A 26,744-nucleotide genomic window follows, 5' to 3' on the forward strand; every position below is an offset into this window, starting at 1 on the left:
AACTCATGTCAGTAAGCGCATTTAACCGACGCTGGGCGGCGGTCATTCTGGAAGCATTAACACGTCACGGCGTCAGACACGTCTGCATTGCCCCTGGCTCTCGTTCTACGCCATTAACTCTGGCGGCAGCGGAAAATTCCGCATTCATTCATCACACCCATTTTGATGAGCGTGGGCTGGGACATCTGGCGCTGGGGCTGGCGAAGGTCAGCAAACAGCCGGTGGCGGTGATTGTGACCTCCGGCACGGCGGTAGCGAATCTCTATCCGGCGCTGATTGAGGCTGGGTTAACTGGAGAAAAACTGATCCTGTTAACCGCCGATCGTCCTCCGGAACTGATTGATTGCGGTGCGAATCAGGCGATTCGCCAGCCGGGTATGTTCGCTTCTCATCCCACGCATAGCATTTCACTACCACGCCCGACCCAGGATATTCCTGCGCGTTGGCTGGTTTCCACCATCGATCACGCTTTAGGTACGCTGCATACGGGGGGAGTCCATATCAACTGCCCGTTTGCCGAACCGCTGTATGGCGAGATGGACGACACGGGGCTGGCGTGGCAACAACGGCTGGGCGACTGGTGGCAGGACGATAAACCGTGGCTGCGTGAAGCTCCTCGGCTGGAGAGCGAAAAACAGCGCGACTGGTTCTTCTGGCGGCAAAAGCGCGGCGTGGTGGTTGCGGGGCGCATGAGTGCGGAAGAGGGCAAAAAAGTTGCCCAGTGGGCGCAAACTCTTGGCTGGCCGCTGATTGGCGACGTGCTGTCGCAAACCGGGCAACCGCTGCCGTGTGCCGACTTGTGGTTAGGTAATGCTAAAGCGATTGGCGAGTTACAGCAGGCGCAGATTGTGATCCAGATGGGTAGTAGCCTGACCGGAAAACGGTTACTGCAATGGCAGGCGAATTGTGAACCGGAAGAATACTGGATTGTTGATAACATCGAAGGGCGACTCGACCCGGCGCATCACCGTGGACGTCGGCTGATTGCCAATATTACTGACTGGCTGGAGTTGCATCCGGCTGAAAAACGTCAGCCCTGGTGCGTGGAGATCCCGCGTCTGGCTGAACAGGCGATGCAGGCAGTTGTTACCCGTCGCGATGCATTTGGCGAAGCGCAACTGGCGCACCGCATCAGCGAATACCTACCGGAACAGGGGCAACTGTTTGTCGGTAACAGCCTGGTGGTGCGTTTGATCGACGCACTCTCACAACTTCCGGCAGGTTACCCGGTTTACAGCAACCGTGGAGCCAGCGGTATTGACGGTCTGATCTCGACCGCCGCTGGCGTTCAGCGGGCGAGCGGTAAACCGACACTGGCGATTGTTGGCGATCTCTCGGCGCTTTACGACCTGAACGCGCTGGCCTTGCTGCGCCAGGTTTCCGCGCCGCTGGTATTAATTGTGGTGAACAATAACGGCGGGCAAATCTTCTCGCTACTTCCCACACCAAAAAGCGAGCGTGAGCGTTTTTATTTAATGCCACAGAACGTTCATTTTGAGCACGCTGCCGCTATGTTCGAACTGAAATATCATCGCCCGCAAAACTGGGATGAGTTTGAATCGGCTCTGGCTGGCGCATGGCGCACCCCGACCACCACCGTGATTGAAATGGTCGTTAACGATACTGATGGTGCGCAAACACTCCAGCAGTTGCTGGCGCAGGTAAGCCATTTATGATCCTGCATGCGCAGGCAAAACACGGCAAGCCAGGTTTACCCTGGCTGGTTTTTCTGCACGGTTTTTCCGGAGATTGCCGCGAATGGCAGGAAGTGGGCGAGGCGTTTACGGACTACTCGCGATTGTATGTGGATCTCCCCGGACACGGCGGTTCAATGGCTATCAGCGTTGATGGTTTTGCTGATGTCACCGATTTGCTGCATAACACCCTTATTAGTTACAACATACTAAATTACTGGCTGGTGGGATACTCCCTCGGTGGACGCGTGGCGATGATGGCGGCTTGTCAGGGGATGCCGGGGATTGGTGGGGTGATTGTTGAAGGCGGGCATCCAGGGCTGCAAAGTGCTGAACAACGTGCAGAACGTCAGCTTTCCGATCACCGCTGGGCGCAGCGTTTTCGCTCAGAACCGTTAACCGCGGTATTTACCGACTGGTATCAACAACCTGTTTTTGCCTCGCTCAACGATGAGCAACGCCGGGAGCTGGTGGCACTGCGCAGCAACAATAACGGTGTAACTCTTGCCGCCATGCTGGAGGCTACTTCTCTCGCCGTCCAGCCTGATTTACGTGCTAACCTTAGCGCCCGCACATTTACGTTTTATTATTTATGTGGTGAACGTGACAGCAAATTCCGCGCTCTGGCAGCGGAACTGGCTGCCGACTGCCATGTCATTCCTCGCGCCGGACATAACGCGCACCGGGAAAATCCCGCTGGCGTAATCGCAAGTCTGGCGCAGATCTTGCGTTTCTGACTAAAGGACACAATATGATTTATCCTGATGAAGCAATGCTTTACGCACCGGTTGAATGGCACGACTGTTCCGAAGGTTTCGAGGACATTCGTTATGAAAAATCCACCGACGGTATCGCAAAAATCACCATTAATCGTCCGCAGGTGCGCAATGCCTTCCGTCCTCTGACGGTAAAAGAGATGATCCAGGCGCTGGCGGATGCGCGTTATGACGATAACATCGGCGTAATTATTCTGACTGGCGCAGGCGATAAAGCATTCTGCTCTGGCGGCGATCAGAAAGTGCGCGGCGACTACGGCGGCTATAAAGATGACTCCGGCGTACATCACCTGAACGTGCTGGACTTCCAGCGTCAGATCCGTACCTGTCCGAAACCGGTTGTCGCGATGGTTGCAGGTTACTCCATCGGCGGCGGTCATGTTCTACATATGATGTGCGACCTGACCATTGCGGCTGAAAACGCTATTTTCGGTCAGACTGGTCCGAAAGTTGGTTCCTTCGACGGTGGCTGGGGCGCTTCTTATATGGCTCGCATTGTCGGGCAGAAAAAAGCGCGTGAAATCTGGTTCCTGTGCCGTCAGTTCGACGCCAAACAGGCGCTGGATATGGGCCTTGTGAACACCGTTGTACCGCTGGCGGATCTGGAAAAAGAAACCGTCCGCTGGTGTCGCGAAATGCTGCAAAACAGCCCAATGGCACTGCGCTGCCTGAAAGCCGCGCTGAATGCTGACTGTGATGGTCAGGCGGGGCTGCAGGAGCTGGCAGGTAACGCCACCATGCTGTTCTACATGACGGAAGAAGGTCAGGAAGGTCGTAACGCTTTCAACCAGAAACGTCAGCCTGATTTCAGCAAATTCAAACGGAATCCGTAATGCGTAGCGCGCAGGTATACCGCTGGCAGATCCCCATGGACGCGGGGGTGGTTCTGCGCGACAGGCGGTTAAAAACCCGCGACGGGCTGTATGTTTGCCTGCGTGAGGGCGAGCGTGAAGGGTGGGGAGAGATCTCCCCACTGCCGGGTTTCAGTCAGGAAACCTGGGAAGAAGCGCAGAGCGTGCTGCTTTCCTGGGTAAATAACTGGCTGGCAGGTGATTGCGAGCTACCGCAGATGCCTTCCGTCGCCTTTGGTGTGAGCTGTGCGCTGGCGGAGCTTACTGATGCGTTGCCGCAGGCAGCCAATTACCGTGCAGCGCCGCTGTGTAATGGCGATCCCGACGACCTGCTCCTCAAACTTACCGATATGCCTGGCGAGAAAGTGGCGAAGGTCAAAGTGGGATTGTACGAAGCGGTGCGCGACGGCATGGTGGTGAATCTGTTGCTGGAAGCGGTTCCGGATCTGCATTTGCGTCTTGACGCAAATCGCGCCTGGACTCCGCTGAAGGGTCAGCAGTTTGCGAAATACGTCAACCCTGATTACCGCGACCGCATCGCCTTCCTTGAAGAACCGTGCAAAACCCGTGATGATTCGCGCGCGTTTGCCCGTGAAACCGGCATCGCTATTGCCTGGGATGAAAGTCTGCGTGAGGCGGATTTTGCCTTTGTGGCAGAAGAAGGGGTTCGGGCTGTGGTTATCAAGCCCACGCTAACCGGTAGCCTGGAGAAAGTGCGTGAACAGGTGCAGGCAGCCCACGCGCTGGGGCTGACGGCGGTGATCAGTTCTTCCATCGAGTCGAGTTTAGGTTTAACGCAACTGGCGCGGGTTGCCGCCTGGTTAACGCCCGACACTATTCCGGGGCTGGATACGCTGGATCTGATGCAGGCGCAGCAGGTTCGTCGCTGGCCGGGTAGCCCGCTGCCGTTAGTGGAAGTGGATGCACTGGAGCGGCTGCTATGATCTTCTCTGACTGGCCGTGGCGTCACTGGCGGCAAGTGCGGGGAGAAGCCATTGCCTTGCGTCTCAATAACGAGCAACTCAACTGGCGCGAGCTTTGTAGTCGCGTCGATGAGTTGGCTTCGGGTTTTGTGGCGCAGGGTGTGGTTGCAGGCAGCGGGGTGATGTTGCGGGCATGGAATACACCGCAAACGCTGCTCGTCTGGCTGGCGCTACTACAATGTGGGGCGCGAGTTTTGCCCGTAAACCCACAGCTTCCGCAACCGTTGCTTGAGGAATTGTTGCCCAATCTTACTCTGCAATTCGCGTTGGTGCCGGAAGGAGAAAACACGTTTCCAGCGTTAACTTCGCTGCAAATTCAGGTAGGAGAAGGCGCATACGTTGCCTCGTGGCAGCCGCAGCGTTTGTGCTCCATGACCTTAACTTCTGGTTCCACCGGTTTGCCGAAAGCCGCTGTCCATACCTGCCAGGCACACCTTGCCAGTGCGCAAGGTGTGTTATCGCTGATCCCCTTTGGTGAGCACGATGACTGGTTGCTCTCTTTGCCGCTGTTTCATGTTTCCGGTCAGGGGATTTTGTGGCGCTGGTTATACGCTGGCGCGCGGATGACGGTACGCGACAAACAACCGCTGGAACAAATGCTGGCAGGCTGTACTCACGCCTCGCTGGTGCCGACGCAGCTCTGGCGATTGCTGGTAAATCGCAGTTCAGTTTCCCTGAAAGCGGTGTTGCTTGGCGGCGCGGCAATTCCGGTCGAACTGACGGAGCAGGCACGCGGGCAGGGCATTCGTTGCTTTTGCGGCTATGGCCTGACAGAGTTCGCCTCTACGGTGTGTGCGAAAGAAGCCGACGGTTTAGCTGATGTCGGTTTTCCGTTGCCGGGGCGGGAAGTCAAAATCGTCAAGGATGAAGTATGGCTACGGGCAGCCAGCATGGCGGAGGGTTACTGGCGGAACGGACAACTGGTGCCGCTGGTCAATGACGAAGGCTGGTACGCTACCCGCGATCGTGGTGAGCTGCATAATGGCAAGCTGACTATTGTCGGGCGCTTAGACAACCTGTTCTTTAGCGGCGGCGAAGGTATTCAGCCAGAAGAGGTGGAGCGGGTTATTGCTGCGCATCCGGCGGTTTTGCAGGTATTTATCGTTCCCGTTGCAGACAAGGAGTTTGGTCATCGACCGGTAGCCGTTGTGGAGTATGACCAGCAAAGTGTTGATCTTAGCGAATGGGTGAAAGACAAGCTGGCGCGTTTTCAGCAACCAGTGCGTTGGCTTATGCTGCCGCCAGAGTTGAAAAACGGCGGCATTAAAATTTCACGCCAGGCGTTAAAAGCGTGGGTGCAACGCCAGCAGTAATGGAGCATCCGTTTCACTCCTCATTTTTGCCATTCCATTGCCGTTGATAAAGAGTTTATCTGTTAATCTGTAAATTAATGTGAAAGTTCTTATTAAACAGGATGGTGTAATGGAATGGCTGGTCAAAAAATCGTGCAGTGATAAGCAAGATAACAGACACATACTGAAGCTTTGTGATGCTGGCGGCACGATAAAAATGATTGCTGAAGTGCAAACTGACTTTAGCGTTAAATCAGGTGACCTGCTTTCTCCTCTACAGGATGCGCTTTATTGCATTAACCGGGAAAAGCAGCACACGGTGAAAGTCCTCTCGGCAAGCAGTTATAGTCCTGATGAGTGGGAACGACAGTGTAAATCTGGTGAAAAACATCAGTAACGTTGTTTTGCAATCGGCATGAAAATCAGCGTTAATCCGCACATAATACAGGCTACGCCCAGCATAGCCTTCAGCGAAAAAGTTCCTTCCCAGCCGGGAAGTATCATTGATGCAATCCATACCAGTACATAACTTACACTCAGTAAGGCGTAGGCTTTGCTGAGTGCCAGTTGATGTAACGCTTTATACCAGCAAAAAACGGAGATCAGATAACCAACCAGGCCGACAACCAGCATTCGGGCACCGAAATCAAAAGTAAAAAACGCTGCGATAAAATCCCATAATTGCGTCATCGGCGGCAGATGACTCGCTGCATAACCCAGACTTAATTGTGCAGCGGAAGCAATAATGACGCTGAATAATCCCCACATCAGACCCATTACACCGTACTCCCCAGGATCACAATGCCGCCAATAATGAATGCCACCCCACACCAGTGGCGAAAAGGCACCGGTTCGTGCCACAGTTTTACTGCTGCCAGCGTCACCCAGACAAAATTCAGGCTCAACATCGGGTAGGCAATGCCTACCGGCACGTTCTGTAATACCAGTAGCCAGAGTGCCATTGCCAGCCCGAGGCACACCAATGCCAGCGTCAGCCACAGTGCAATATGTTTGCGCCGTTTACTTACCGCCACAAAGCGAGTTGCCTGTTTCTGGCAGAGTTGCCCGGCTATGCTAAGCAGGCTGGCAAAGACTAAAATCAGCCAGATCATTTGGGGCGATACTGAATGAGTACCAGACGCCCCTGATGATCGACGGCATCTGCAGGTGGAATGGCGAGACGGTTGATATCCTCATCGCGGTCAACCGAAAGCACGAGTGTAATAATCCCCTCCTGTCGATGCTGATTTAGCCATTTGGCAAAATCATCGCCGCTGACAAATCTGCTTTTCGCATCCGGGTAATTAAGACCATATTTCAATTCACCCGTCTGGCGATACATGATGATGTCGTCGCGTTGCAGGCTCCATGCCAGACCAGCGGCAACACCGACGCTATCAGTAAGAATATAGCGGCTCGGCTGGAGTGACTCTTGCGTCATCTCAACAAAAAACTGCGGGTGTTTCCCTTCCATGACTCTGTCGGGGATCGCAAATCCCACGAGCAACGCCAGCCCCAACGGACAAAGCGCCGCAAAGGGCCAGTTTTTTTCCACATTCGTTAAGGTGTACCAACCGAAAAATGCCCACAGCGAAAAAATCGACCAGGAACAAAAGACCTTATAGATTTCGAAAGTCTGCCAGACAGGCGTGCCCATTGGTCCCCAGGGCGAAACAACAAACGTGGCAATAATGCCAGTGACGCCAAAAGCGATGTTAATCCAGCCATTAATCCGCAGCGCCAGAGGATTATTTTTTGCTGCCAGCAAAGCGTAATGCACCATCAGCATTGCCAGAGGCGCAAAGCAGGAGAGAATATAGGTCGGTAATTTACCTTTGGCGACAGAGAAAAACAGCAGCGGCATCACCGCCCAGCTCAAGAGATAGACGGTTGCGGAATGACGACGGTTTTTCCAGCTTGCGCGCAGCGCGCCGGGGAGCAATCCCAGCCACGGCAGACTACCGGCAATGATGACAGGCAAGTAGTACCAGAACGGGGCTTTATGTTGGGCATCATCCATCGCAAAGCGTTGAACATGTTCAACCCAGAAAAAGTAATGCCAGAGGTCAGGCTCCCGTTGTGCTATTGCCAGCCCCCAGGGAAGAACAGTCAGTACGCAACTGGCAACAGCCAGCCCGCCGTAAATAAGGAGATCTTTCCAGCGTTTTTGCATGGCTACCCACGGCAGCACGCTCAATACCGGTACGGCGAGGGCGAGAAAACCTTTAGTCATCACCCCCATGCCGCAGGTTAACCCCAGCAGTAAAAATCCCGCGCTTTTGCCTTTCCAGGTTTGCGCGTCCATTGCCAGCCAGAAGCTGCACATTCCCGCCACCAGCCAGAATGCAATGAATGGGTCGAGCACCGCATAAGTGCCGATGGCGTAGACAATAAACAGCGAGAGATAAACCACTGCGGCGAGTAGTGCCAGACGCTTATCGTGCCATAAACGCAGAGAAAACCAGGCCACCAGCGCGGCGGTTAACAGGGTCGCAAAGATAACGCCTGCCCGCACACCAACGTTATTCGCGCCAAACAGCCATTGCCCAATACTGTTGATCCAGTATCCGGCAATGGTTTTTTCGAAATAGCGTAGCCCTAACAGATGGGGCACAATCCAGTCGCCGGAGGCCAACATTTCCCGACTGATTTCCGCATAACGCGTTTCATCGGGTTGCCAGAGCAGACGATAATTAATCGGCAAGAGATAATAGACAGTGATAAACGCAAAGAATGCTGCGTAATAGCGAACAGATTTCATGGACGAGTTCCCGCAGCTTGTTGGCAACCGAGCCAGCCTTCACGTCCGGCAATACTTCCGCGGACAACTTGCCCGAGTGGCAAAGTCTCTGATAACAACTCGCTTAAAGGGCAAAACGTAATACCTGCACAGGTGGCACGTTTCAGAAGATCGACAAAATAATGCTGATAAGTGCAGCCTTCGACTTCTGCATGAATGGTATAAACCGGCGTCCCTTTCTCTCGCAGGATGCGGTTGAGCAGCCAGCCGTTAAAATCTTCCGCTTTCACATCCCGGCCAATGACTTCATCCCAGGTGGGTAACGTCACCGGGATTTGTGCTGTACCCGGTTTTCCTGATTCGAGCAACGGACGAAACGGCATTACTCCGCGACAATCGCTGTTGTAGCGCAAATGGAACGCTTCTTTTGCCTCAATCACCTGTTGATCGGCTCGCCAGCCAGCGGCGGCGGAACAGGTTATCGGTTGGCCAATAATCTCTTCCAGTGTGTGAAGACCACGCGCGATATCGTTCACCATCGTTTGCCGATCCCAGCTACCGCTATGGGCTTGCCAGGCGTGGTGATCCCAGGCGTGCAGGCCAACTTCGTGGTGTTTAGCCGCTTCACGAATGATGTCGGCATTGGCGTGGCCAATCTCTTTTCCTGGCCATGCAGTGCCTGCCAGCAGAATATCCCAGCCATAAAGCGACGCTGCGTTTGATCGCAACATCTTCATCAAAAACTGCGGCTTCACCAGCCGCCAGAGATGACGGCCCATATTGTCGGGGCCGACGCTGAAAAAAATGCTGGCCTGAATATTATGCTGACTCAAGATTTCCAGCAGACGCGGCACGCCTTCGCGGGTGCCGCGAAAGGTATCAACATCAATGCGTAAGCCCACTTTGATCATGATTATTTATCCGTAAGATCGACAGTGCGCAGGAAGAAATCCAGCGTCTCATCGATGGTTTCCTGCATATCAATTTTCGGTTCCCAATCCAGGCAGCGGCGGGCATTGCGGATGCCAGGCTTACGATGTGCCACGTCCTGATATCCTTTACCGTAGTAGCTGCTACTTTCGACGATGCGAAAGCCTGCAAACGGTGGGAAGTGATGGCGTAGAGGATGTTTTTCAAAGCTTGCCAGTAGCATCTGGCCCAGTTCTTCAATGCTCGCTTCGTTATCGGGGTTGCCGATATTAATAATCTCGCCATCACAGCGATTTCCCGTGTTTTCGATAATGCGAAACAGTGCTTCGATGCCGTCCCGAATATCAGTAAAGCAGCGTTTTTGTTTTCCGCCATCAATCAGCTTAATTGGCGATCCTTCTACCAGGTTTAGAATGAGTTGTGTAATGGCGCGCGAACTGCCAATTCGCGCTGCATTAAGGTTATCCAGCCGTGGCCCCATCCAGTTAAACGGCCGGAAGAGGGTAAACTGCAATCCTTCTTTTTCGCCGTACGCCCAAATCACCCGGTCAAGCAATTGTTTTGATACCGAATAAATCCAGCGCGGTTTATTCACCGGCCCGACGATCAAATTAGAATGGTCTTCGTCGAAATATTTATCATTACACATCCCGTAAACTTCCGAGGTCGACGGGAAGATAATTCGCTTACGGTACTTCACGCAGTAACGGATAATGCGCAGATTCTCTTCAAAATCGAGTTCAAATACGCGCAGCGGGTTGCGGGTATACTCAATCGGTGTGGCAATCGCCACCAGCGGCAATACGACATCACATTTTTTGACGTGGTACTCAATCCATTCAGAATGAATGCTGATATCACCTTCGACAAAGTGAAAATGCGGATGATTAAGGAAACGACTAATGGCGTCGCTGCCGATATCCAACCCGTAGACTTCATAATGATCTTCGCGCAGCAGGCGTTCTGTCAGATGGTTGCCAATAAAGCCATTCACCCCGAGGATCAACACCCGGGTACGGCGTCGGGCGGTGCAAACAGGTTGACTGTTAAGTCTTGAACCTTCAACCAGCCCTAGCGTCTGGGCTAATTGCGAACCTTGCATAGTAATTCCATCGCCCGCCTGTCCGGTGACAATTTCCAGCGCACCATCGCCACAGGCAATTAACAGCGGTGCAGCAGAAATCACGCTCCCCGGTTGTGCTGTGGACGCATGAGAATGCACGCGTGACGACCAGACGGTGAATTTCTGATTGCCTACATAGCTGAAGGCGCCAGGCCACGGATCGGCAACGGCACGCACCATGTTATGCAGTACGGATGCCGGTTTGTGCCACTCAAGGACGCTGTCATCTGGCGTTCTGCGACCAAAACAGGTGGCTTCGTTCTCGCGCTGGGCGATTTCCAGAATATTACCGTGTTTAATGGCGGGTAACGTCTGTTCCAGCAACTGACGCGCGGCGTAGCACAATTTATGATGCAGCGTAATGGCGATATCGTCCGGTGCAATGGCAACGCGTAGCTGGGCAACAATGGCTCCGGCATCGGCACGTTTCACCATCCGATGCAACGTAACGCCAGTTTCCGTTTCACCGTTCACCAGTACCCAGTTCAGTGGCGCGCGGCCGCGATATTTCGGTAACAGCGAACCATGCAGATTAAACGCGCCAGTGGGGGCAAGTTGCAAAATCTCGTCGCTGATCAAATGGCGATAATAAAAAGAGAAAATCACATCAGGTGACAGTTGGGCAATGCGTTCCACCCACAGAGGATGATTAACGTTATCCGGCGCGTAAACCGAAATCCCTCTTTCCGCCGCCAGGCGAGCGACCGAACCATAAAATGCTTTTTCGCCAGGATTATCGGTATGAGTAAAAATGGCGCTAATTTCGTAACCGGCAGCCAGCAAGGCTTCAATACCCAGGCAACCCATATCGTGATAGGCAAAAACGACGGCTTTCATTATTCATTTTCCTTGCTGGATGGACGGATAACTTGCTGCACAAAATAGCGGGGGCGGGCGCGGACATCGGTGTAGATCCGGCCAATATATTCACCGAGTAATCCCATGCCGATAAACTGAGCGCCAATAAAGGTAAACAGTACGGCAAACAGCATAAAGACGCCTTCTGCCGCCCACTGCGGTCCGAACGTCAGGCGTAAAATCACCAGTAGTACCGCAATGCTAAAACCACCAATCGCAATAATGCTGCCAAGCAGACTAAGCATACGTAACGGTGTGGTCGTGAGGCAGGTCACCAGGTCGTACATCAAATTAATCAGGCGCATAAAGCTGTATTTTGATTCGCCAAACTCACGCTCGGCATGGTGTACCGGAATTTCAATGGCGCGGCGGGCGAAGATATTCGCCAGAATCGGAATAAAGGTGCTGCGTTCATGGCAGTGCAACATGGCATCGACAATATGACGACGATAAGCGCGCAGCATACAGCCGTAGTCGCCCATCGCTTTGCCGGTGGTGCGCTGGATCAGTCGGTTAATCATCTTCGAGGCAGTTTTACGAAACCAGGTGTCCTGGCGGTTCTGGCGCACAGTCCCTACCACGTCGTAACCTTCATCGGCTTTTTCCACCAGGTGGGGGATCTCTTCTGGCGGATTCTGGAGATCGGCATCAAGAGTAATGATTAAGTCGCCGGTAACGTGACTGAAACCTGCCATAATTGCCGAATGTTGTCCGTAATTGCGGTTAAGCAAAATAGACACAATATGGCTGCCCTCTGCTTGTGAGGCATCGACCAGCATTTGCGCAGAATTGTCGTTACTGCCGTCATCAACCAGCAGTATTTCATACTCTTTGCCCAGCAATTCACAGGCTGCGGTGGTGCGCCTGATTAATTCCGGTAAACTTTCCTGCTCGTTATAAACGGGAATAACCACCGAGACTTTCTTAACAGGGTGGATGTCAAACATGGCTTATTGTCCTGCGAGTTGCTGAAGGGCAGTGATGACGCGGTCGGCATCGGCGGTGGTCATATCCGGGAAAAGCGGCAACGAACAGATGCGTTCGCTATTCCATTCGGTATTCGGTAACGACAGCGTGGGAAAACGCTCACGATAATATTTTTGCGTGTGAGCTGCGCGGAAATGTAACCCAGTGCCAATGCCTCTTTCTTTCAGTGCTTCCATCAACGCATCGCGGCTGATATCACAACGTTGTTCATCAACACGAATAATAAACAGATGCCAGGCGTGAACATGTGGCCATGTGGGAAGCTTCAGAGGCTGGAAGGGTAGATCCACCAGTGCTTGTTGATATTGCAGGGCAATTTCTCGACGACGGGTATTTAGTTGCTCTAATTTATTCAACTGCGTCAGAGCAATCGCGGCGTTAATATCGGTCAGATTGTACTTATAGCCTGGTGTTAATACTTCAGCCTGCGGTGCGCGACCCCATGTTTTTCGGTCGTATGCATCGACACCCAGACCATGAAATTTCAACATGCGTAACTGGCGAGTGAGATTTTCGTCATCAGTAACGACTAATCCACCTTCCGCACAGGTAATATTTTTGATGGCGTGAAATGAAAAAATAGCGGTGCCCTTCGCGCCAATATGTTGACCTTTGTAATTTGTACCGACGGCATGGGCGGCATCTTCAATGACTGCGATATCGTAGCGCTCACCAATGGCGCGAATGGCGTCAATATCTGCCGGCGCTCCGGCATAATGCACCGGGATGATCGCTTTGGTACGAGGCGTAATGGCCGCTTCGATCGCTTCAGGCGTGACCATCAGCGTATCGCGATCAACGTCCACCATCACCGGTATTGCGCCCAACAGGGAGATCATATTGAGAGTTGAAACCCAGGTCATGGAGGGAGTAATGACTTCATCATCAACACCAACCCCCAGCGCCATCAGCGTGATGTGCATTCCGGCAGTGGCTGAACTGACTGCGATGGCATGCTGATTTCCCGTTAACAGGCAAAAGGCTTGTTCAAGTGCCTGATTCTTCGGACCGGTAGTGATCCATCCTGATTCGAGAACTTCTTTAACCGCGGCGAGTTCTTCCACACCCATTGCCGGACGTGAAAAAGGCAAAAAGTCTGACATGGTTTTTCCTTCGGTCATTGAATATCTTTCCCAGTTATTCGCTAATATTTGTCATAGGGAGCGTTATGTCTATTTTGCCATTTGGAGTGAAATTCTAAGGTTAGAATATTAATTTAACCTTAAGGAATGAATATAAGACTTAAATATTATTTTTTTGTTTTTTCATCTTATTCGGGCTTTTAATTTGACAAAATTTAAGGCATTTTGCGTGCGCCGTAATGTTTTAATTTATCCCGCCACTATTTACCGATGAAAATGACGTTTGTTTTCACGGCCATTTAGTTGGCTACGCTTGTCTATAGGTGGAGCTTACGTGTTAGCTTTTTGTCAGGCTTCGTTGAAGTCTAAAAAATATATCTTCATTTTACTGGTGCTTGTGGCGATTGTGGGGCTGGGTACACATGCTGCCTGGAGCAGTAATGGTTTGCCACGTATCGACAATAGAACGCTGGCCAGATTAGCGCAGCAGCACCCGGTTGTGGTTCTGTTTCGCCATGCGGAACGCTGCGACCGTTCCTCCAATCACTGCTTGTCAGACAAAACAGGCATTACGGTGAAAGGTACTCAGGATGCCCGTGAACTGGGCAAAGCTTTCAGCGCGGACATCCCTAATTTCGATCTTTATTCCAGTAATACCGTTCGGACTATTCAATCAGCGAGCTGGTTTTCTGCTGGAAAAAAACTGACGGTAGATAAACGATTTCTACAATGTAGAAATGAGATTTATAGCACCATTAAGGAGTTACAAAGCAAAGCACCAGATAAAAACATCGTTATTTTCACCCATAACCATTGTCTGACCTATATCGCTAAAGATAAACGTAACGTGACATTTAAACCAGATTATCTGGATGGGCTGGTAATGCATGTGGAAAAAGGCAACGTTTTACTGGATGGTGAATTTGCTAATCGCTGATATTTTTAATATGACAGCCAATAATGGCTGTCATTACTGTTACATCAGACCTTTCAAACGTAATGTTTTTTGGGTGGCGACATTCAAATCATAGTGCGCAAGATCTTCAGGTTTTACCCATGCATAGTCCTGAAACTCTTCGTTAATTTTCACTTCACGGTTGGCAGAGACGCAGTCAAAGATTAGGTAAATCATATAAATCTCTTCCTTGCGACCATCTGCGTAGGTCTTGATGCGGATATCATCACTGAAGGTCCATGGTGTGATGTCAGTAAGAATCAGTTGTTCGCCCAGCTCTTCCCTGATTTCACGACGTAATGCTTCTTCAATACGCTCACCGGGCTCTACGCCGCCACCAGACAGCGCCCATTGTCCGGGGAAAACGCCGCGATCGTCGGCCATTTTACACAGCAGATAAGCACCATCATTTTGAATTAAGGGACAAACGATAGTCCGTTGTCGCATGGGAATATTCCTTACCATCGAAAATAAAATAAAAGAATACGGCAATGGACAAACAGGTGAAAGTAGCATTTGTCTTTTGGGTGATGATAGCCACGATGATTATTTGGCTGGCAATCAATTTTTGATGGCTGCTTTTTCTGCACTTAATTATTCAAGAAGTATTTAGTTACAATAAGTTAGCAGATCGCTTTTTTCACGCATTGAATCCTCTGCGTCAGGCAGTACAATCCCGCAGCTTTGGGGACTTTTAATTATCTTCTTGCGGGAAAAGGTAAAAATGAAAAAATTGGCGCTGCCAGTTCTGGCTGGAATGCTATTGGTTTCTGCATCGGCAAATGCGATGAGTATCAGCGGTCAGGCGGGAAAAGAATATACCAATATTGATGTTGGTTTCGGTACTGAATCGACCGGTCTGGCATTAAGCGGTAACTGGACACATAACGATGACGACGGTGACGTCGCGGGCGTTGGTCTGGGATTGAATCTGCCGCTGGGTCCGCTAATGGCAACCGTGGGTGGTAAAGGCGTTTATACCAACCCGAACGACGGTGATGAAGGCTATGCCGCGGCGGTAGGCGGTGGCTTGCAGTGGCAAATTGGCGATAGCTTCCGTCTGTTTGGCGAGTATTACTACTCTCCGGATTCGCTCTCCAGCGGTATTAAAAGTTATGAAGAAGCGAATGCAGGCGCGCGTTACACTATTATGCGTCCAGTCAGCATTGAGGCGGGCTACCGCTATCTGAATCTGTCGGGTAAAGACGGCAACCGCGACAACGCGGTGGCTGACGGCCCTTATGTCGGGGTTAACGCCAGCTTCTGATGCCTTTCGGCGCGGCGTTCTGCCGCGCCATTCAGTTTCTTTCTACGCCTTATCTCCCTTTGCGTTATAGTGATTCGATAACAAAAGCAGGAGATAACCATGTTAAAAGTGGAAATGTTATCCACAGGGGATGAAGTGTTACACGGGCAAATCGTTGACACTAACGCTGCCTGGCTGGCTGATTTTTTCTTTCATCAGGGGTTGCCATTATCTCGCCGTAATACGGTGGGCGATAACCTTGAGGATTTAGTCACCATTCTGCGTGAACGTAGCCAGCACGCCGATGTGCTGATCGTCAACGGTGGTCTGGGGCCGACCAGCGATGATTTAAGCGCACTGGCTGCTGCGACAGCAAAAGGTGAGGGATTAGTTCTTCATGAAGCCTGGCTGCAAGAGATGGAACGCTATTTCCGCGAACGTGGGCGCGTGATGGCGTCGAGTAACCGCAAACAGGCGGAGCTGCCAGCCAGTGCTGAATTTATCAATAATCCGGTTGGCACGGCCTGTGGTTTTGCTGTGCAACTTAACCGTTGCCTGATGTTCTTTACCCCAGGCGTGCCTTCGGAATTTAAAGTGATGGTGGAGCATGAAATTCTGCCGCGCCTGCGTGAGCGTTTTTCCTTACCGCAGCCACCGGTTTGCCTGCGTTTGACTACCTTTGGTCGTTCAGAAAGCGATCTGGCGCAAAGCCTGGACACGTTGCAACTGCCGCCGGGCGTAACGATGGGCTATCGCTCTTCCATGCCGATTATCGAATTGAAACTCACCGGACCGGCAAGCGAGCTACAGGCGATGGAAAAACTATGGCAGGACGTTAAACGCGTCGCCGGACAGAGCATGATTTTTGAAGGCACCGAAGGACTACCTGCGCAGATCAGCCGGGAATTGCAACGTCGCCAGTTCAGTCTGACGTTGAGCGAGCAATTCACCGGTGGTTTATTGGCGTTGCAACTTTCTCGTGCTGGTGCGCCATTACTGGCGTGTGAAGTCGTGCCTTCACAGGAAGAAACACTGGCGCAAACCGCACACTGGATAACTGAACGACGAGCCAAACATTTCGCCGGGCTGGCACTGGCCATTTCTGGCCTGGAAGATGGGTATCTCAACTTTGCGTTGGCCACGCCGGATGGCACTTTTGCTCTGCGCGTACATTTCAGCACTACGCGCTACAGTCTGGCTATTCGTCAGGAAGTGTGTGCAATGATGGCACTCAATATGCTGCGTCGCTGGCTGAACGGTCAGGACATTGCCAGCGAGCATGGCTGGATTGAGGTTGTTGAATCTATGACCCTAACTGCCTGAGCAGCCACTCCGTGCCGGTTTACTACACCGGCACACTTCTCTCCCGCAAAGGTTGTCCAACCTGTTGTACTCAATAAGAAAAAATCCGTGCGCTAATTCACAAATTTGTGCGTAATTCCTCCAGTCCTCTGGACGAGGAGTGGGATTTGATGCGCTTCACAATTTTACTCCCCCTGAGCAACGAGACTGATTCCAGTATCTAAGACTGGAGTCCAGTATGTTGGAATCAAGCAAAGTTCCCGCCCTGACACGGGCTATTGATATTCTCAATTTGATTGCTCGCATTGGCCCCTGTAGTGCTGCGACGATCATCGACACATTGGGGATCCCTAAAAGCACAGCCTATTTGCTGCTTAACGAACTCAAGCGTCAGCGTTTTCTGAGTCTTGATCACCAGGAAAATTTTTGTCTGTGGACCAGGCTGGTGGAGCTTTCCGGCCATGCGTTAAGCAAGATGGATCTCCGGGAACTGGCACGCCCACGCCTGACGCAACTGATGGATACCACTGGACTGTTGTGTCACCTTGGGATCATCGATAACGGTAGCGCATATTACATATTGAAAGTGGAGTCTTCAGCCACTATCAGCGTGCGTTCCCATGAAGGAAAAAGCCTTTCGCTTTATCGCTCCGGAATAGGTAAATGCCTGCTTGCCTGGCAACCTGAAGCTGTACAGCAAAGTATTATCGAAGGGCTGGTCTGGGAACAGGCGACACCCACCACGATTACCCGTCCACCACAGCTCCACGAAGAACTGGCACGTATTCGCCGTCAGGGCTGGAGCTATGACAACGGTGAAGATTACACCGATGTCCGTTGTGTTGCTGCCCCGGTGTTTAACGCCAATAACGAGCTTACCGCCGCGATCTCAGTGGTCGGTACTCGTTTACAAATCAATGAAGAATATCGTGATTATCTGGCGGGCAAAGCCATCGCCTGCGCCAGGGATATTTCACGTCTGTTGGGATGGAAAAGTCCCTTTGACTTACTGGCCTCATAAAAATGGAGAACATCATGACCCTACCAAAAATCAAACAGGTTCGCGCCTGGTTTACTGGAGGAGCGACAGCAGAAAAAGGCGCTGGCGGCGGTGATTATCACGACCAGGGAGTGGATCACTGGATTGACGATCATATTGCTACCCCGATGAGTAAATACCGCGATTACGAGCAGTCCCGCCAGTCATTTGGTATTAACGTTCTTGGCACGTTAATTGTTGAAGTCGAAGCAGAAAATGGCCAGACCGGCTTCGCCGTTTCAACAGCCGGTGAAATGGGGTGCTTTATCGTTGAAAAACACCTAAACCGTTTCATAGAGGGCAAATGTGTCAGTGATATCAAACTGATTCACGATCAAATGCTCAACGCCACCCAGTATTACTCCGGTTCAGGGGGCCTGGTGATGAACACGATTTCCTGTGTTGATTTGGCTCTGTGGGATCTGTTCGGCAAAGTGGTCGGGCTTCCGGTTTATAAACTTTTAGGCGGCGCTGTCCGTGATGAAATTCAGTTCTACGCCACGGGCGCTCGCCCGGATCTGGCAAAAGAGATGGGCTTTATCGGCGGCAAGATGCCGACGCACTGGGGGCCACATGATGGTGATGCGGGGATCCGCAAAGACGCCGCTATGGTCGCGGGGATGCGTGAAAAATGCGGTGAAGATTTCTGGTTGATGCTCGACTGCTGGATGAGCCAGGACGTGAACTATGCCACCAAACTGGCTCACGCTTGTGCCCCTTATAACCTGAAATGGATCGAAGAGTGCCTGCCGCCGCAACAGTATGAAGGTTATCGCGAATTAAAACGCAACGCACCAGCAGGAATGATGGTCACCAGTGGCGAGCACCACGGCACACTGCAATCTTTCCGTACACTTTCAGAAACCGGTATCGACATTATGCAACCAGATGTTGGCTGGTGCGGTGGCTTAACCACGCTGGTGGAGATTGCCGCAATTGCCAAATCACGTGGACAACTGGTGGTGCCGCACGGTTCGTCTGTTTACTCCCACCATGCGGTGATCACCTTCACCAATACCCCATTTAGCGAATTCCTGATGACCAGTCCGGATTGTTCATCGATGCGTCCGCAGTTTGATCCGATTTTGCTTAATGAGCCGGTGCCGGTGAATGGTCGTATTCACAAATCAGTACTTGATAAACCGGGTTTCGGCGTCGAACTCAATCGTGACTGCAATCTGAAACGCCCTTACAGCCACTAATCATTCCGGGCGTTGCCGTGACAACAGTAACGCTCACATGTTCTAAGGAGCTTCTTATGAGCACCGCTTTGCTTGACGCCGTGGTGAAGAAAAACCGCGCGCGTTTGATCCCGTTTATGTTGGCGCTGTACGTGCTGGCGTTTCTCGATCGTTCGAATATTGGTTTTGCCAAACAGACCTACCAGATTGATACCGGGCTAAGTAATGAAGCTTATGCGCTGGGAGCGGGAATTTTCTTTGTGGTGTATGCGTTTCTCGGTGTTCCGGCGAATTTGTTGATGCGCAAACTGGGAGCCAGGACCTGGATTGGTACGACGACACTGCTGTGGGGATTTCTTTCGGCGGCAATGGCATGGGCCGATACTGAAGTGAAATTTCTGATAGTTCGCACCCTGCTTGGTGCTGCGGAAGCCGGGTTCTTTCCAGGCATGATTTATCTCACTTCGCAATGGTTTCCGCAGCGTAATCGCGCCAGCATTATGGGGCTGTTTTATATGGGAGCACCGTTGGCGTTAACGCTGGGATCACCGCTCTCCGGCGCGCTTCTGGAGATGCATGGATTTATGGGACATCCCGGCTGGTTCTGGATGTTTGTGATTGAAGGATTACTGGCAGTCGGTGCTGGGGTGTTCACATTCTTTTGGCTTGATGACACACCGGAGCAGGCACGTTTTCTGAGTAAAGAAGAAAAAACGTTGCTCATTAATCAACTTACAAGTGAAGAACAACAGAAAGTCACTTCGCGACTGAGTGATGCGCTGCGTAATGGGCGAGTCTGGCAACTGGCGATTATCTACCTGACTATTCAGGTGGCGGTTTACGGATTAATTTTCTTCCTGCCGACGCAGGTTGCCGCATTGCTGGGAACAAAAGTGGGCTTTACGGCCTCCGTGGTCGCCGCCATTCCGTGGATTGCGGCATTGTTGGGGACCTGGCTTATTCCGCGCTATTCCGATAAAACCGGCGAACGGCGCAATGTCGCGGCGCTGACATTGCTGTCCGCGGGCATTGGTATTGGCCTTTCCGGGCTACTTTCGCCAGTACTGGCAATCGTTGCGCTGTGTGTTGCAGCAATAGGGTTTATTGCGGTTCAGCCGGTGTTCTGGACGATGCCGACACAACTGCTTTCCGGTACGGCGCTGGCTGCGGGGATTGGTTTTGTAAACCTGTTTGGCGCGGTGGGCGGATTTATCGCCCCGATCCTGCGTGTAAAAGCAGAAACGTTGTTTGCCAGCGATGCGGCAGGCTTGCTGATGCTGGCTGCGGTGGCGGTCATCGGTTCGCTGATTATTTTCACTCTGCGTGTAAGTCGCGCTGTTGCGCAGACCAACGTGGCGCATCATTAACAGGTTAAGGAACATGATGAACACATTATTAATCAATCCATTCAAAGAACGCTTACGCAAGGGTGAAGTACAAATTGGTCTGTGGTTAAGTTCGACAACTTCCTATATGGCAGAAATTGCCGCCACCTCCGGTTATGACTGGTTGCTGATTGATGGTGAACATGCGCCAAATACCATTCAGAACCTTTATCACCAACTTCAGGCGGTAGCGCCCTATGGCAGCCAACCCGTGATCCGCCCAGTGGAGGGGAGTAAGTCGCTGATTAAACAAGTCCTGGATATTGGCGCGCAAACTCTACTGATCCCGATGGTCGACACTGGCGAACAGGCGCGTCAGATAGTGTCTGCAACTCGCTATCCACCGTACGGTGAGCGTGGTGTCGGGGCCAGCGTGGCACGGGCAGCACGCTGGGGACGCATTGAGAATTACATTGCGCAAGTCAACGACTCACTTTGTCTGTTGGTGCAGGTGGAAAGTAAAACAGCACTGGATAATCTGGATGAAATCCTCGACGTTGAGGGGGGTGATGGTGTGTTTATTGGGCCAGCGGATCTCTCAGCGTCGTTGGGTTACCCGGATAATGCCGGACACCCGGAAGTGCAGCGTATTATTGAAACCAGCATCCGACGGATCCGCGCTGCGGGTAAAGCAGCAGGTTTTCTGGCTGTGGCTCCTGATATGGCGCAGCAATGCCTTGCGTGGGGAGCGAACTTTGTCGCCGTTGGCGTCGACACCATGCTCTACAGTGATGCCCTGGATAAGCGACTGGCGATATTTAAATCAGGCAAAAATGAGCCACGCATAAAAGGTAGTTATTGATATCAAAGGCCCATGGGGATTGCTTGTGGGCCTGTGTTAATTAGTGGTTATTCGCTGCCAGATCGGCTTCGCTTAGCTGGGTGGCTGCGAGCAGCCAGGTCACGATCAATACCCTGTTCCAGCATGCGCAAGGCAATTTTAATGGCTTGTTCATGCATGCCTTCTACTTTGCCTTCCTGCAAACCTTCTAATTTACCTTCTTGCAAGCCTTCAATCTTACCCTCCTGCCAGCCAATTTGATGCCCTTCCTGCCGTAGCCGTTCAGCAATAGTCATCAATCTCTTCTTTTAATGACAGTTCGGTGGAATATCAGCATCAGTGAGTTGGGTTGTCGCCAGCACAATCTCACGTTCAAAGCCCTGCTCCAGCATGCGCAAGGCAATTTTAATGGCTTGTTCATGCATGCCTTCCTGCAAACCTTCTAATTTACCTTCCTGCCAGCCAATTTGGTGTCCTTCCTGCCGTAGCCGTTCAGCAATAGTCATCAATCTCTCCTTTTGTAGTGGCGAACGTTCGGCAATTTCCTCAATAAAGCGGGTGAAACGGGAGGTATCGCCGCATTGCAGCAGATAATTAAACAGCGTTTGCACCTGGCTGTCATTAGTGAAGCCCCTAACCAAAAGCGTGGTGATCCTGTCGACCAGACCGATTAAATCGCGCTCGCGAATATGCTTTTGAATCAGTTCCAGCAGAGCTATACGCCGATGTTGCATGATCTCATCGTCAGGTACGATGGTGATATCCACCAACGGAAAAGCTTCGGTGTACAACTGCCGGGCAAGCTGCGGGTCGTCAAATTCATCCAGCCAGTTAAGTGAATATGGGTAGGGTGAGGTTTCGCCGTGATAAAACAGCATTGGCACTACCAGAGGGACTCTGTCATAGCCTTTGTCCAGATGGCGCTGCATGACGGCAGTGGCATAACGCATCAGTCGAAAGGCCATGTTTTTTTCCGCAGTACTCTGATGCTCAATCACGCAGTAGATATAACCTTCGCCGTCGGTGGTTTCTACCGACCACAAAACATCCGAGTAGTAAGCGCGTAAACTTTTTTCAATAAAACTGGTGGGTTCCAGGCGTAAGGTTTGCAGGTTGCAAAGCTTACGTAGCGGTTCCGGCAGGTGTATTTCCAGAAAATCCCGTGCGGTTTCGGGCGAGAACATAAAGGTTTTAAATACCGCATCATGCGGGGAGGATGTTGTTGATTCTGTCATGGTTGTCCGTCACCAGATGTTTATGATGACGCGACATTACGAGTATCCCGGGCCTTTGACATCTGACAGTTTCAGTCTTTGCGAGACGTTTTCAGAGGAATTTTCACGGCGATGCAACGCGTACATTTGGCACGGAATCGCGCCCGCAAAAATGCCCGATAAGCAACATGCTTACCGGGCATCAGAAGGGAGTTTAAGCCAGCGCCTGGGCCAACAGAGTAATCGGATGTTCGCAGCGAAGGCTCGTGGACATCTCAATCTGCCATTTGCAGGTTTCGCAGTCGGTGACGACCAGATCCGCGCCGCTCTCTTCTATCTGACGGAACAGTGGCGCTCCGATGGCTTGTGAGGTGGGGTAGTTCTCTTTTTTGAATCCATAAGTACCAGCAATACCGCAGCACTGAGAATCCAACACTGTCAGTTCAAGCCCAGGGATTTTACGTAATAGTTCCAGGGTGTAGAGCGTCCAGCCCATTTTTTCCATATGGCATGGGGTGTGATAAACCACTTTCAGCGGCAGCGGTTTAAGTGGCAAGGTTTTGCCTTCATCTAACTTGCGCCACAGCCAGCGGGTTGCCAGTTCGATATGATCGCGTAAGCCTTTGTTGTCGACATTCAACACTTCCGGATATTCATCGCGCAGGGCAAACGTACAGGTGGAGGAGGTGGCAATCACCGGAATGCCTTTCGCTCCGACAGCTTCGCGGATCGATTCCACGTTGATAATCGCCTGTTTACGCGCCTTATCGGTAAAACCGTTGGCAATCAGCGGCACACCGCAGCATTTCTCTTTGCTGAGCAGTTGCACGCCCGTTCCCATCGCGTTGAGTACTTTAATTAAATCTTTACCCAGTTGTGGATGGTTGTAATTGACGAAGCAGCCGTGGAAGAACGCCACCTGATCTTTATACTGCGCCTGCTGTGCCGCCACGCTGCGATACCAGCGGCGGAAGGTGCCGAAGGAGTATTTCGGCAGTGTTCGACGGTGGTCGATTTTTAACGCGGCATCAAGCAGTTGTCGCACCGGTTTTAGTGAGGTAGCGGTGTTAACGATAGGCGCGAACGGCGTAGAAAAGCTGCCCATCAGGTCGGTATGACTTAAAACGAAATTGCGCAGCGACGGGCGCGAGGTGTCGTATTTTGCTCGTGCGCGCTGGATGATATCGCCAATCTTCACATCGGATGGACAGGCGACTTCGCAACGTTTGCAGTTAATGCAATATTTCAGCGCCTCGTCATACAGTGCGCCATCTTTCAGACGCAGACGTTCGCCATCTGGTCCCGCCTGTTTTGGCCCCGGATAGCCCGGATTCACCCGGCTCACCGGACAGGCGGTGGTGCAGACGGTGCACTTAATGCAGTTTTCGAAGCTGGTATCGTTCATTCTTGGCCTCCTGCGCGTTGGGCAATCTGTTGAGCAGCATGTAATGCACTGACAGCACAAACGCCGCTGCCGCATCCCTGGGCTATGGGATCAAATCCGCCCAGCACCGAACCAATGGCAAACAGGTTTTCTATCGTTTGACCTACCAGCGACGGGCGTAGCGCCTCGTCAGTGGTCACGCCGAATTGTTGCCACGGTTGCGGAGCGAAAAAGTCACTTCGATACCACTCACCCCGCGTGGCGGTTTGCAGCACATCAAGGCCGAGAATCGGTTCGCGAATACCGTCGCGTTCTGCCACCAGCCCCCCGCTAAAGAAGCTGCCACTGGCAAGCACGGCAAAGCGTGGACGTAGCGGAATATCGGCGTGATTACGGGTCCATATTTCACTGACGACGCCATTTTTGCAGGTCACTTTTTTTACTTCATCGCCCGGCATCCACACACCGCCCTGGCGCACGAACTGATGTTGAAGCTGATTTTGCAGACGAATACCCAGCACGGAAGGCGGCAATGTTGGCAGTAACATTAATGAACAGGGCAGTTGCTCATTCAGCCAGCGCCACAGTTTGTTATCGGTCAGGCCGAAACAGGCGGGCATCAGGATCATTTCACAGGTGTTGGCAACAGGGATAAGCGCATCGATCAACAGTGGCCAGTTTTCTTCGTTATCAAGGAAACGGGCAATATTCACTGCACGAAATTCGGTGGCGTTATTGCGTAAGACATCCAGTTCCGGCAATTCAATTTCAGCAGTTTCGACAGCAAGATTTAATTCACGTAACGAGGCTGCCGCCAGGTGTGCCTGAAAATCCATCAGGCCACTTATTCCCACTACGCATATTTTCTTCGCGGGCAGCGGCCAGACTGGGATTTCTGGTGAGCTTAGCCAGGTTGAGCGTAGCGTGCCGAGAGGAGTAACCCGCTGGTGAGCCAGTTCTACGCTGCCCTGCAATTGCGCACCGCTTTCTGCAATTAACGCCTGCGCCCGGCAAGCGAGGTCGAGCACGCGCTGTGGGCCGGGTTGGCTGTAGGGATGGGAGGGGGCCAGGCGACCCAATGTTTCCAGTCCGTCGTGAATATCTGTCACCGGCTGCCCGTCTGGCAGATGGCTTAGTAAATCCAGTGAGCCGGACGAGAAATGCAGCGCGCTCTGACCGCGAGTGACAATCGCACAACGCAGACCGTGTTTTTGTAGTTGCAGGCCGCAGAGTAATCCGGCAAGGCCGCCGCCCATAATGACAGTATCAAATCGCATCTTTCTGCTCCTTCTCCAGACCACACAGTCCCTGATAAACCCAGCGGGTAAATTCGCTTTCGCGCAGCGCATCGCCCCAGGCAATGGGCTGCACACCTTTCCAACGTTCGTTAAGGAAGGTGGAAAGTTGCTCGATAGATTGCGCGGACGTGGTGACGTTAAAGCGTTGCAGCAGTCCGGCGGCGCGGCAGGCGCAGAGTTCGCCCTGACAGGTCCCCATCCCCACACGGGTGCGACGGCGTAAGTCCAGCAGGCTGTTGACGTTTAAATTTTCTACCGCGTATTGCACTTCGCCTGCAGTGACAGCTTCGCATTCGCACACCAGGCTCCGGTGCAAGCGGCCTTCACTTAACCAGGATGGCGTGCGATCACCGTGACGATAAACCGCAGAACCGCGAAGTGGTGCAGGGAGGGAAATGATTTTTTGCAGTGTCACTTCAGCCGGTTCTTGTGAACCCGGTAGTGCCAGGTCGGCGGTTGTGCAGGGGCGCGAGTTGCCCAGTTTGCGGCAGACGGCATCTGTGGCCCATTCCGCCATCAGACGGTAGGTCATCAGTTTACCGCCGGTAATGGTGATAAATCCGTCCAGGCCATCGCGTTCGGCGTGATCGAGCAGCACGATGCCGCGACTGACATTACGCCCGCTCGGATCGTCATCGCTGGCAACCAGTGGGCGCACACCAGAGTAGGCACGCAGAATGCGCGTTTTCGCCATCACCGGAGCCAGTTTTTCCCCTTCACGCAGCAGGATATCGACCTCTTCTGCCGTCACCCGATTATCGTCAATTTCGTCATAATCAATGCGTAAAGAGGTGGTGCCAATCAGTGAAATGGTATCGCCGGGCACCAGAATATCAGCGTCAGAAGGTTTACGGCAGCGATTGATCACGTGCTGATTAATGCGGTGATCCATGATCAGCAGCGATCCTTTGGCCGGGAACATGCGAATACGCAGATCGGCATACTCGGCAATATGTTGCCCCCAGATCCCGGCAGCATTCACCACCACTGGTGCATGGAGCGCCTGGGTTTCGCCTGTAAGATGATTACGCACGCGAACGCCACACACCGTCGCACCTTCACGAAGCAGGCCAGTGACTTCGTGGGCGGTGAGGATAACCGCACCGTGTTCTTTTGCATCGAGCATGTTCGCAGCGGTCAGGCGGAATGGATCCACGGTGCCATCCGGGACTTTTACCGCGCCAATCAATGCCGGGTTAACGGAAGGTTCGATAATGCGTGCTTGCTGCGGATCAATGGCTTCCGCGCTGATCCCCGCCTCCTGACAAGCGCGAATAAACGTAGCCTGGAAAGAGAGGTCATCTTCCGGCAGGGTGATAAACAGGCCGTTGGTCGGTTCGACACAGTGACGCGCGATGCGTTTTAAAATCTGGTTCTCACTAATGCATTCGCGGGCGGATTCCGCATCTGTTACTGCATAACGTGCGCCGCTGTGCAGCAGACCGTGGTTACGCCCGGTCGCGCCTGTTGCGATATCGTGTCGCTCAACCAAAATCACGCGCAGCCCGCGCAGGGCACAGTCGCGGGCAATCCCGGCTCCCGTTGCGCCGCCGCCAATGATAATCACGTCATGCGAGTCGCGAGTTTTCATCGTTATCCCTCTGAAGTTCGTTTTTTACCATTTAGCCATAGTAAAAACATGA

Annotated in this window: 26 protein-coding genes and 1 pseudogene; 14 read left to right on the forward strand and 13 right to left on the reverse strand. The window is 52.3% G+C overall.

The features are described 5' to 3' along the window. Nucleotides 1-5: 5 nt before the first annotated feature. The 6 genes from menD (at nucleotide 6) to pmrD (ending at nucleotide 5,993) form a co-directional block, all read left to right on the forward strand. Nucleotides 6-1,676, forward strand: a complete 1,671-nt coding sequence (gene menD / locus C1192_RS00560; protein ID WP_038355041.1) for a 2-succinyl-5-enolpyruvyl-6-hydroxy-3-cyclohexene-1-carboxylic-acid synthase — start codon at nucleotides 6-8, stop codon at nucleotides 1,674-1,676. Then, the gene (menH, locus tag C1192_RS00565; RefSeq protein ID WP_001516772.1) at nucleotides 1,673-2,431 is read left to right on the forward strand and encodes a 2-succinyl-6-hydroxy-2,4-cyclohexadiene-1-carboxylate synthase; all 759 of its coding nucleotides are present in this window, start codon (nucleotides 1,673-1,675) and stop codon (nucleotides 2,429-2,431) included. Before menD ends, menH begins: the two co-directional genes overlap by 4 nt. A gap of 14 nt (nucleotides 2,432-2,445) precedes the next feature. Continuing rightward, entirely contained in the window at nucleotides 2,446-3,303 is an 858-nt protein-coding gene (gene menB, locus C1192_RS00570) for a 1,4-dihydroxy-2-naphthoyl-CoA synthase (protein ID WP_038355042.1), read from the forward strand. Further along, on the forward strand, nucleotides 3,303-4,265 hold the full coding sequence (gene menC / locus C1192_RS00575; RefSeq protein WP_038355043.1) for an o-succinylbenzoate synthase: 963 nt from the start codon (nucleotides 3,303-3,305) through the stop codon (nucleotides 4,263-4,265). The genes menB and menC overlap by 1 nt, the downstream gene beginning before the upstream one ends. Further along, nucleotides 4,262-5,617, forward strand: coding sequence for an o-succinylbenzoate--CoA ligase (menE, locus tag C1192_RS00580; protein WP_038355044.1), 1,356 nt, complete (start codon nucleotides 4,262-4,264; stop codon nucleotides 5,615-5,617). Before menC ends, menE begins: the two co-directional genes overlap by 4 nt. A gap of 109 nt (nucleotides 5,618-5,726) precedes the next feature. After that, nucleotides 5,727-5,993 carry a signal transduction protein PmrD gene (gene pmrD, locus C1192_RS00585; RefSeq protein ID WP_038355045.1) on the forward strand — a complete coding sequence of 89 codons (267 nt, stop codon included), beginning with the start codon at nucleotides 5,727-5,729 and terminating at the stop codon, nucleotides 5,991-5,993. Here the strand turns inward: pmrD and arnF are convergent. The 7 genes from arnF to arnB are packed head-to-tail and all read right to left on the reverse strand — an operon-like array spanning nucleotide 5,987 to nucleotide 13,337. Beyond that, nucleotides 5,987-6,373, reverse strand: coding sequence for a 4-amino-4-deoxy-L-arabinose-phosphoundecaprenol flippase subunit ArnF (gene arnF, locus C1192_RS00590; protein WP_016262180.1), 387 nt, complete (start codon nucleotides 6,371-6,373; stop codon nucleotides 5,987-5,989). The two genes, pmrD and arnF, sit on opposite strands and share 7 nt — an antisense overlap. Continuing rightward, the gene (arnE, locus tag C1192_RS00595; protein ID WP_038355046.1) at nucleotides 6,373-6,708 is read right to left on the reverse strand and encodes a 4-amino-4-deoxy-L-arabinose-phosphoundecaprenol flippase subunit ArnE; all 336 of its coding nucleotides are present in this window, start codon (nucleotides 6,706-6,708) and stop codon (nucleotides 6,373-6,375) included. The genes arnF and arnE overlap by 1 nt, the downstream gene beginning before the upstream one ends. Next, complete coding sequence (arnT, locus tag C1192_RS00600) at nucleotides 6,705-8,357, reverse strand: lipid IV(A) 4-amino-4-deoxy-L-arabinosyltransferase (protein ID WP_038355047.1); 1,653 nt, start codon at nucleotides 8,355-8,357, stop codon at nucleotides 6,705-6,707. Before arnT ends, arnE begins: the two co-directional genes overlap by 4 nt. Next, nucleotides 8,354-9,247: a 4-deoxy-4-formamido-L-arabinose-phosphoundecaprenol deformylase gene (gene arnD, locus C1192_RS00605; RefSeq protein WP_038355048.1), complete on the reverse strand. Its 894-nt coding sequence runs from the start codon at nucleotides 9,245-9,247 to the stop codon at nucleotides 8,354-8,356. Before arnD ends, arnT begins: the two co-directional genes overlap by 4 nt. Before the next feature lie 2 nt (nucleotides 9,248-9,249). Next, nucleotides 9,250-11,226 (reverse strand): bifunctional UDP-4-amino-4-deoxy-L-arabinose formyltransferase/UDP-glucuronic acid oxidase ArnA, encoded by a 1,977-nt coding sequence (gene arnA, locus C1192_RS00610; protein ID WP_016262179.1) that lies wholly within the window; start codon nucleotides 11,224-11,226, stop codon nucleotides 9,250-9,252. Then, entirely contained in the window at nucleotides 11,226-12,194 is a 969-nt protein-coding gene (arnC, locus tag C1192_RS00615; protein WP_000459655.1) for an undecaprenyl-phosphate 4-deoxy-4-formamido-L-arabinose transferase, read from the reverse strand. The genes arnA and arnC overlap by 1 nt, the downstream gene beginning before the upstream one ends. Before the next feature lie 3 nt (nucleotides 12,195-12,197). Then, entirely contained in the window at nucleotides 12,198-13,337 is a 1,140-nt protein-coding gene (arnB, locus tag C1192_RS00620) for a UDP-4-amino-4-deoxy-L-arabinose aminotransferase (RefSeq protein WP_038355049.1), read from the reverse strand. 313 nt (nucleotides 13,338-13,650) lie between these two features. On the opposite strand from arnB, the gene ais reads away from it, so the two are divergent. Further along, a complete protein-coding gene (gene ais, locus C1192_RS00625; RefSeq protein ID WP_001516763.1) occupies nucleotides 13,651-14,253 on the forward strand; it encodes a lipopolysaccharide core heptose(II)-phosphate phosphatase Ais in 603 nt (200 codons plus the stop codon). Between the two features lie 39 nt (nucleotides 14,254-14,292). On the opposite strand, the gene nudI is transcribed toward ais, so the two are convergent. After that, nucleotides 14,293-14,718, reverse strand: coding sequence for a nucleoside triphosphatase NudI (nudI, locus tag C1192_RS00630; RefSeq protein WP_001249881.1), 426 nt, complete (start codon nucleotides 14,716-14,718; stop codon nucleotides 14,293-14,295). On the opposite strand from nudI, the gene C1192_RS25025 reads away from it, so the two are divergent. The 7 genes from C1192_RS25025 (at nucleotide 14,717) to yfaU (ending at nucleotide 21,226) form a co-directional block, all read left to right on the forward strand. Beyond that, complete coding sequence (locus C1192_RS25025) at nucleotides 14,717-14,884, forward strand: hypothetical protein (RefSeq protein WP_158650410.1); 168 nt, start codon at nucleotides 14,717-14,719, stop codon at nucleotides 14,882-14,884. The two genes, nudI and C1192_RS25025, sit on opposite strands and share 2 nt — an antisense overlap. Before the next feature lie 111 nt (nucleotides 14,885-14,995). Next, entirely contained in the window at nucleotides 14,996-15,538 is a 543-nt protein-coding gene (locus C1192_RS00640) for a YfaZ family outer membrane protein (RefSeq protein WP_038355050.1), read from the forward strand. A gap of 99 nt (nucleotides 15,539-15,637) precedes the next feature. Continuing rightward, nucleotides 15,638-16,840, forward strand: a complete 1,203-nt coding sequence (locus tag C1192_RS00645; RefSeq protein ID WP_016262177.1) for a nicotinamide mononucleotide deamidase-related protein YfaY — start codon at nucleotides 15,638-15,640, stop codon at nucleotides 16,838-16,840. 217 nt (nucleotides 16,841-17,057) lie between these two features. Continuing rightward, nucleotides 17,058-17,840, forward strand: a complete 783-nt coding sequence (locus C1192_RS00650; RefSeq protein ID WP_000894175.1) for an IclR family transcriptional regulator — start codon at nucleotides 17,058-17,060, stop codon at nucleotides 17,838-17,840. 14 nt (nucleotides 17,841-17,854) lie between these two features. Then, the gene (gene rhmD, locus C1192_RS00655) at nucleotides 17,855-19,060 is read left to right on the forward strand and encodes an L-rhamnonate dehydratase (RefSeq protein WP_016248993.1); all 1,206 of its coding nucleotides are present in this window, start codon (nucleotides 17,855-17,857) and stop codon (nucleotides 19,058-19,060) included. A 56-nt stretch (nucleotides 19,061-19,116) separates the two neighbouring features. Beyond that, nucleotides 19,117-20,406, forward strand: a complete 1,290-nt coding sequence (locus C1192_RS00660) for an MFS transporter (protein ID WP_001516759.1) — start codon at nucleotides 19,117-19,119, stop codon at nucleotides 20,404-20,406. 16 nt (nucleotides 20,407-20,422) lie between these two features. Next, on the forward strand, nucleotides 20,423-21,226 hold the full coding sequence (gene yfaU / locus C1192_RS00665) for a 2-keto-3-deoxy-L-rhamnonate aldolase (protein ID WP_038355051.1): 804 nt from the start codon (nucleotides 20,423-20,425) through the stop codon (nucleotides 21,224-21,226). Nucleotides 21,227-21,266: 40 nt separating this feature from the next. Here the strand turns inward: yfaU and C1192_RS00670 are convergent. The 5 genes and pseudogenes from C1192_RS00670 to glpA form a co-directional block, all read right to left on the reverse strand. After that, a pseudogene (locus C1192_RS00670) lies at nucleotides 21,267-21,513 on the reverse strand (Rpn/YhgA-type helix-turn-helix domain-containing protein); the annotation flags it as partial. Further along, nucleotides 21,514-22,440 (reverse strand): ISNCY family transposase, encoded by a 927-nt coding sequence (locus tag C1192_RS00675; RefSeq protein ID WP_000140544.1) that lies wholly within the window; start codon nucleotides 22,438-22,440, stop codon nucleotides 21,514-21,516. Nucleotides 22,441-22,633: 193 nt separating this feature from the next. Then, the gene (gene glpC / locus C1192_RS00680) at nucleotides 22,634-23,824 is read right to left on the reverse strand and encodes an anaerobic glycerol-3-phosphate dehydrogenase subunit GlpC (RefSeq protein ID WP_001000345.1); all 1,191 of its coding nucleotides are present in this window, start codon (nucleotides 23,822-23,824) and stop codon (nucleotides 22,634-22,636) included. Then, nucleotides 23,821-25,080 carry a glycerol-3-phosphate dehydrogenase subunit GlpB gene (gene glpB / locus C1192_RS00685; RefSeq protein ID WP_038355052.1) on the reverse strand — a complete coding sequence of 420 codons (1,260 nt, stop codon included), beginning with the start codon at nucleotides 25,078-25,080 and terminating at the stop codon, nucleotides 23,821-23,823. Before glpB ends, glpC begins: the two co-directional genes overlap by 4 nt. After that, nucleotides 25,070-26,692, reverse strand: coding sequence for an anaerobic glycerol-3-phosphate dehydrogenase subunit A (gene glpA / locus C1192_RS00690; protein ID WP_038355053.1), 1,623 nt, complete (start codon nucleotides 26,690-26,692; stop codon nucleotides 25,070-25,072). Before glpA ends, glpB begins: the two co-directional genes overlap by 11 nt. Nucleotides 26,693-26,744 lie beyond the last annotated feature (52 nt).

Origin of the sequence: Escherichia marmotae (assembly GCF_002900365.1) — a bacterium.
GTDB classification, from domain to species: Bacteria; Pseudomonadota; Gammaproteobacteria; order Enterobacterales; family Enterobacteriaceae; genus Escherichia; species Escherichia marmotae.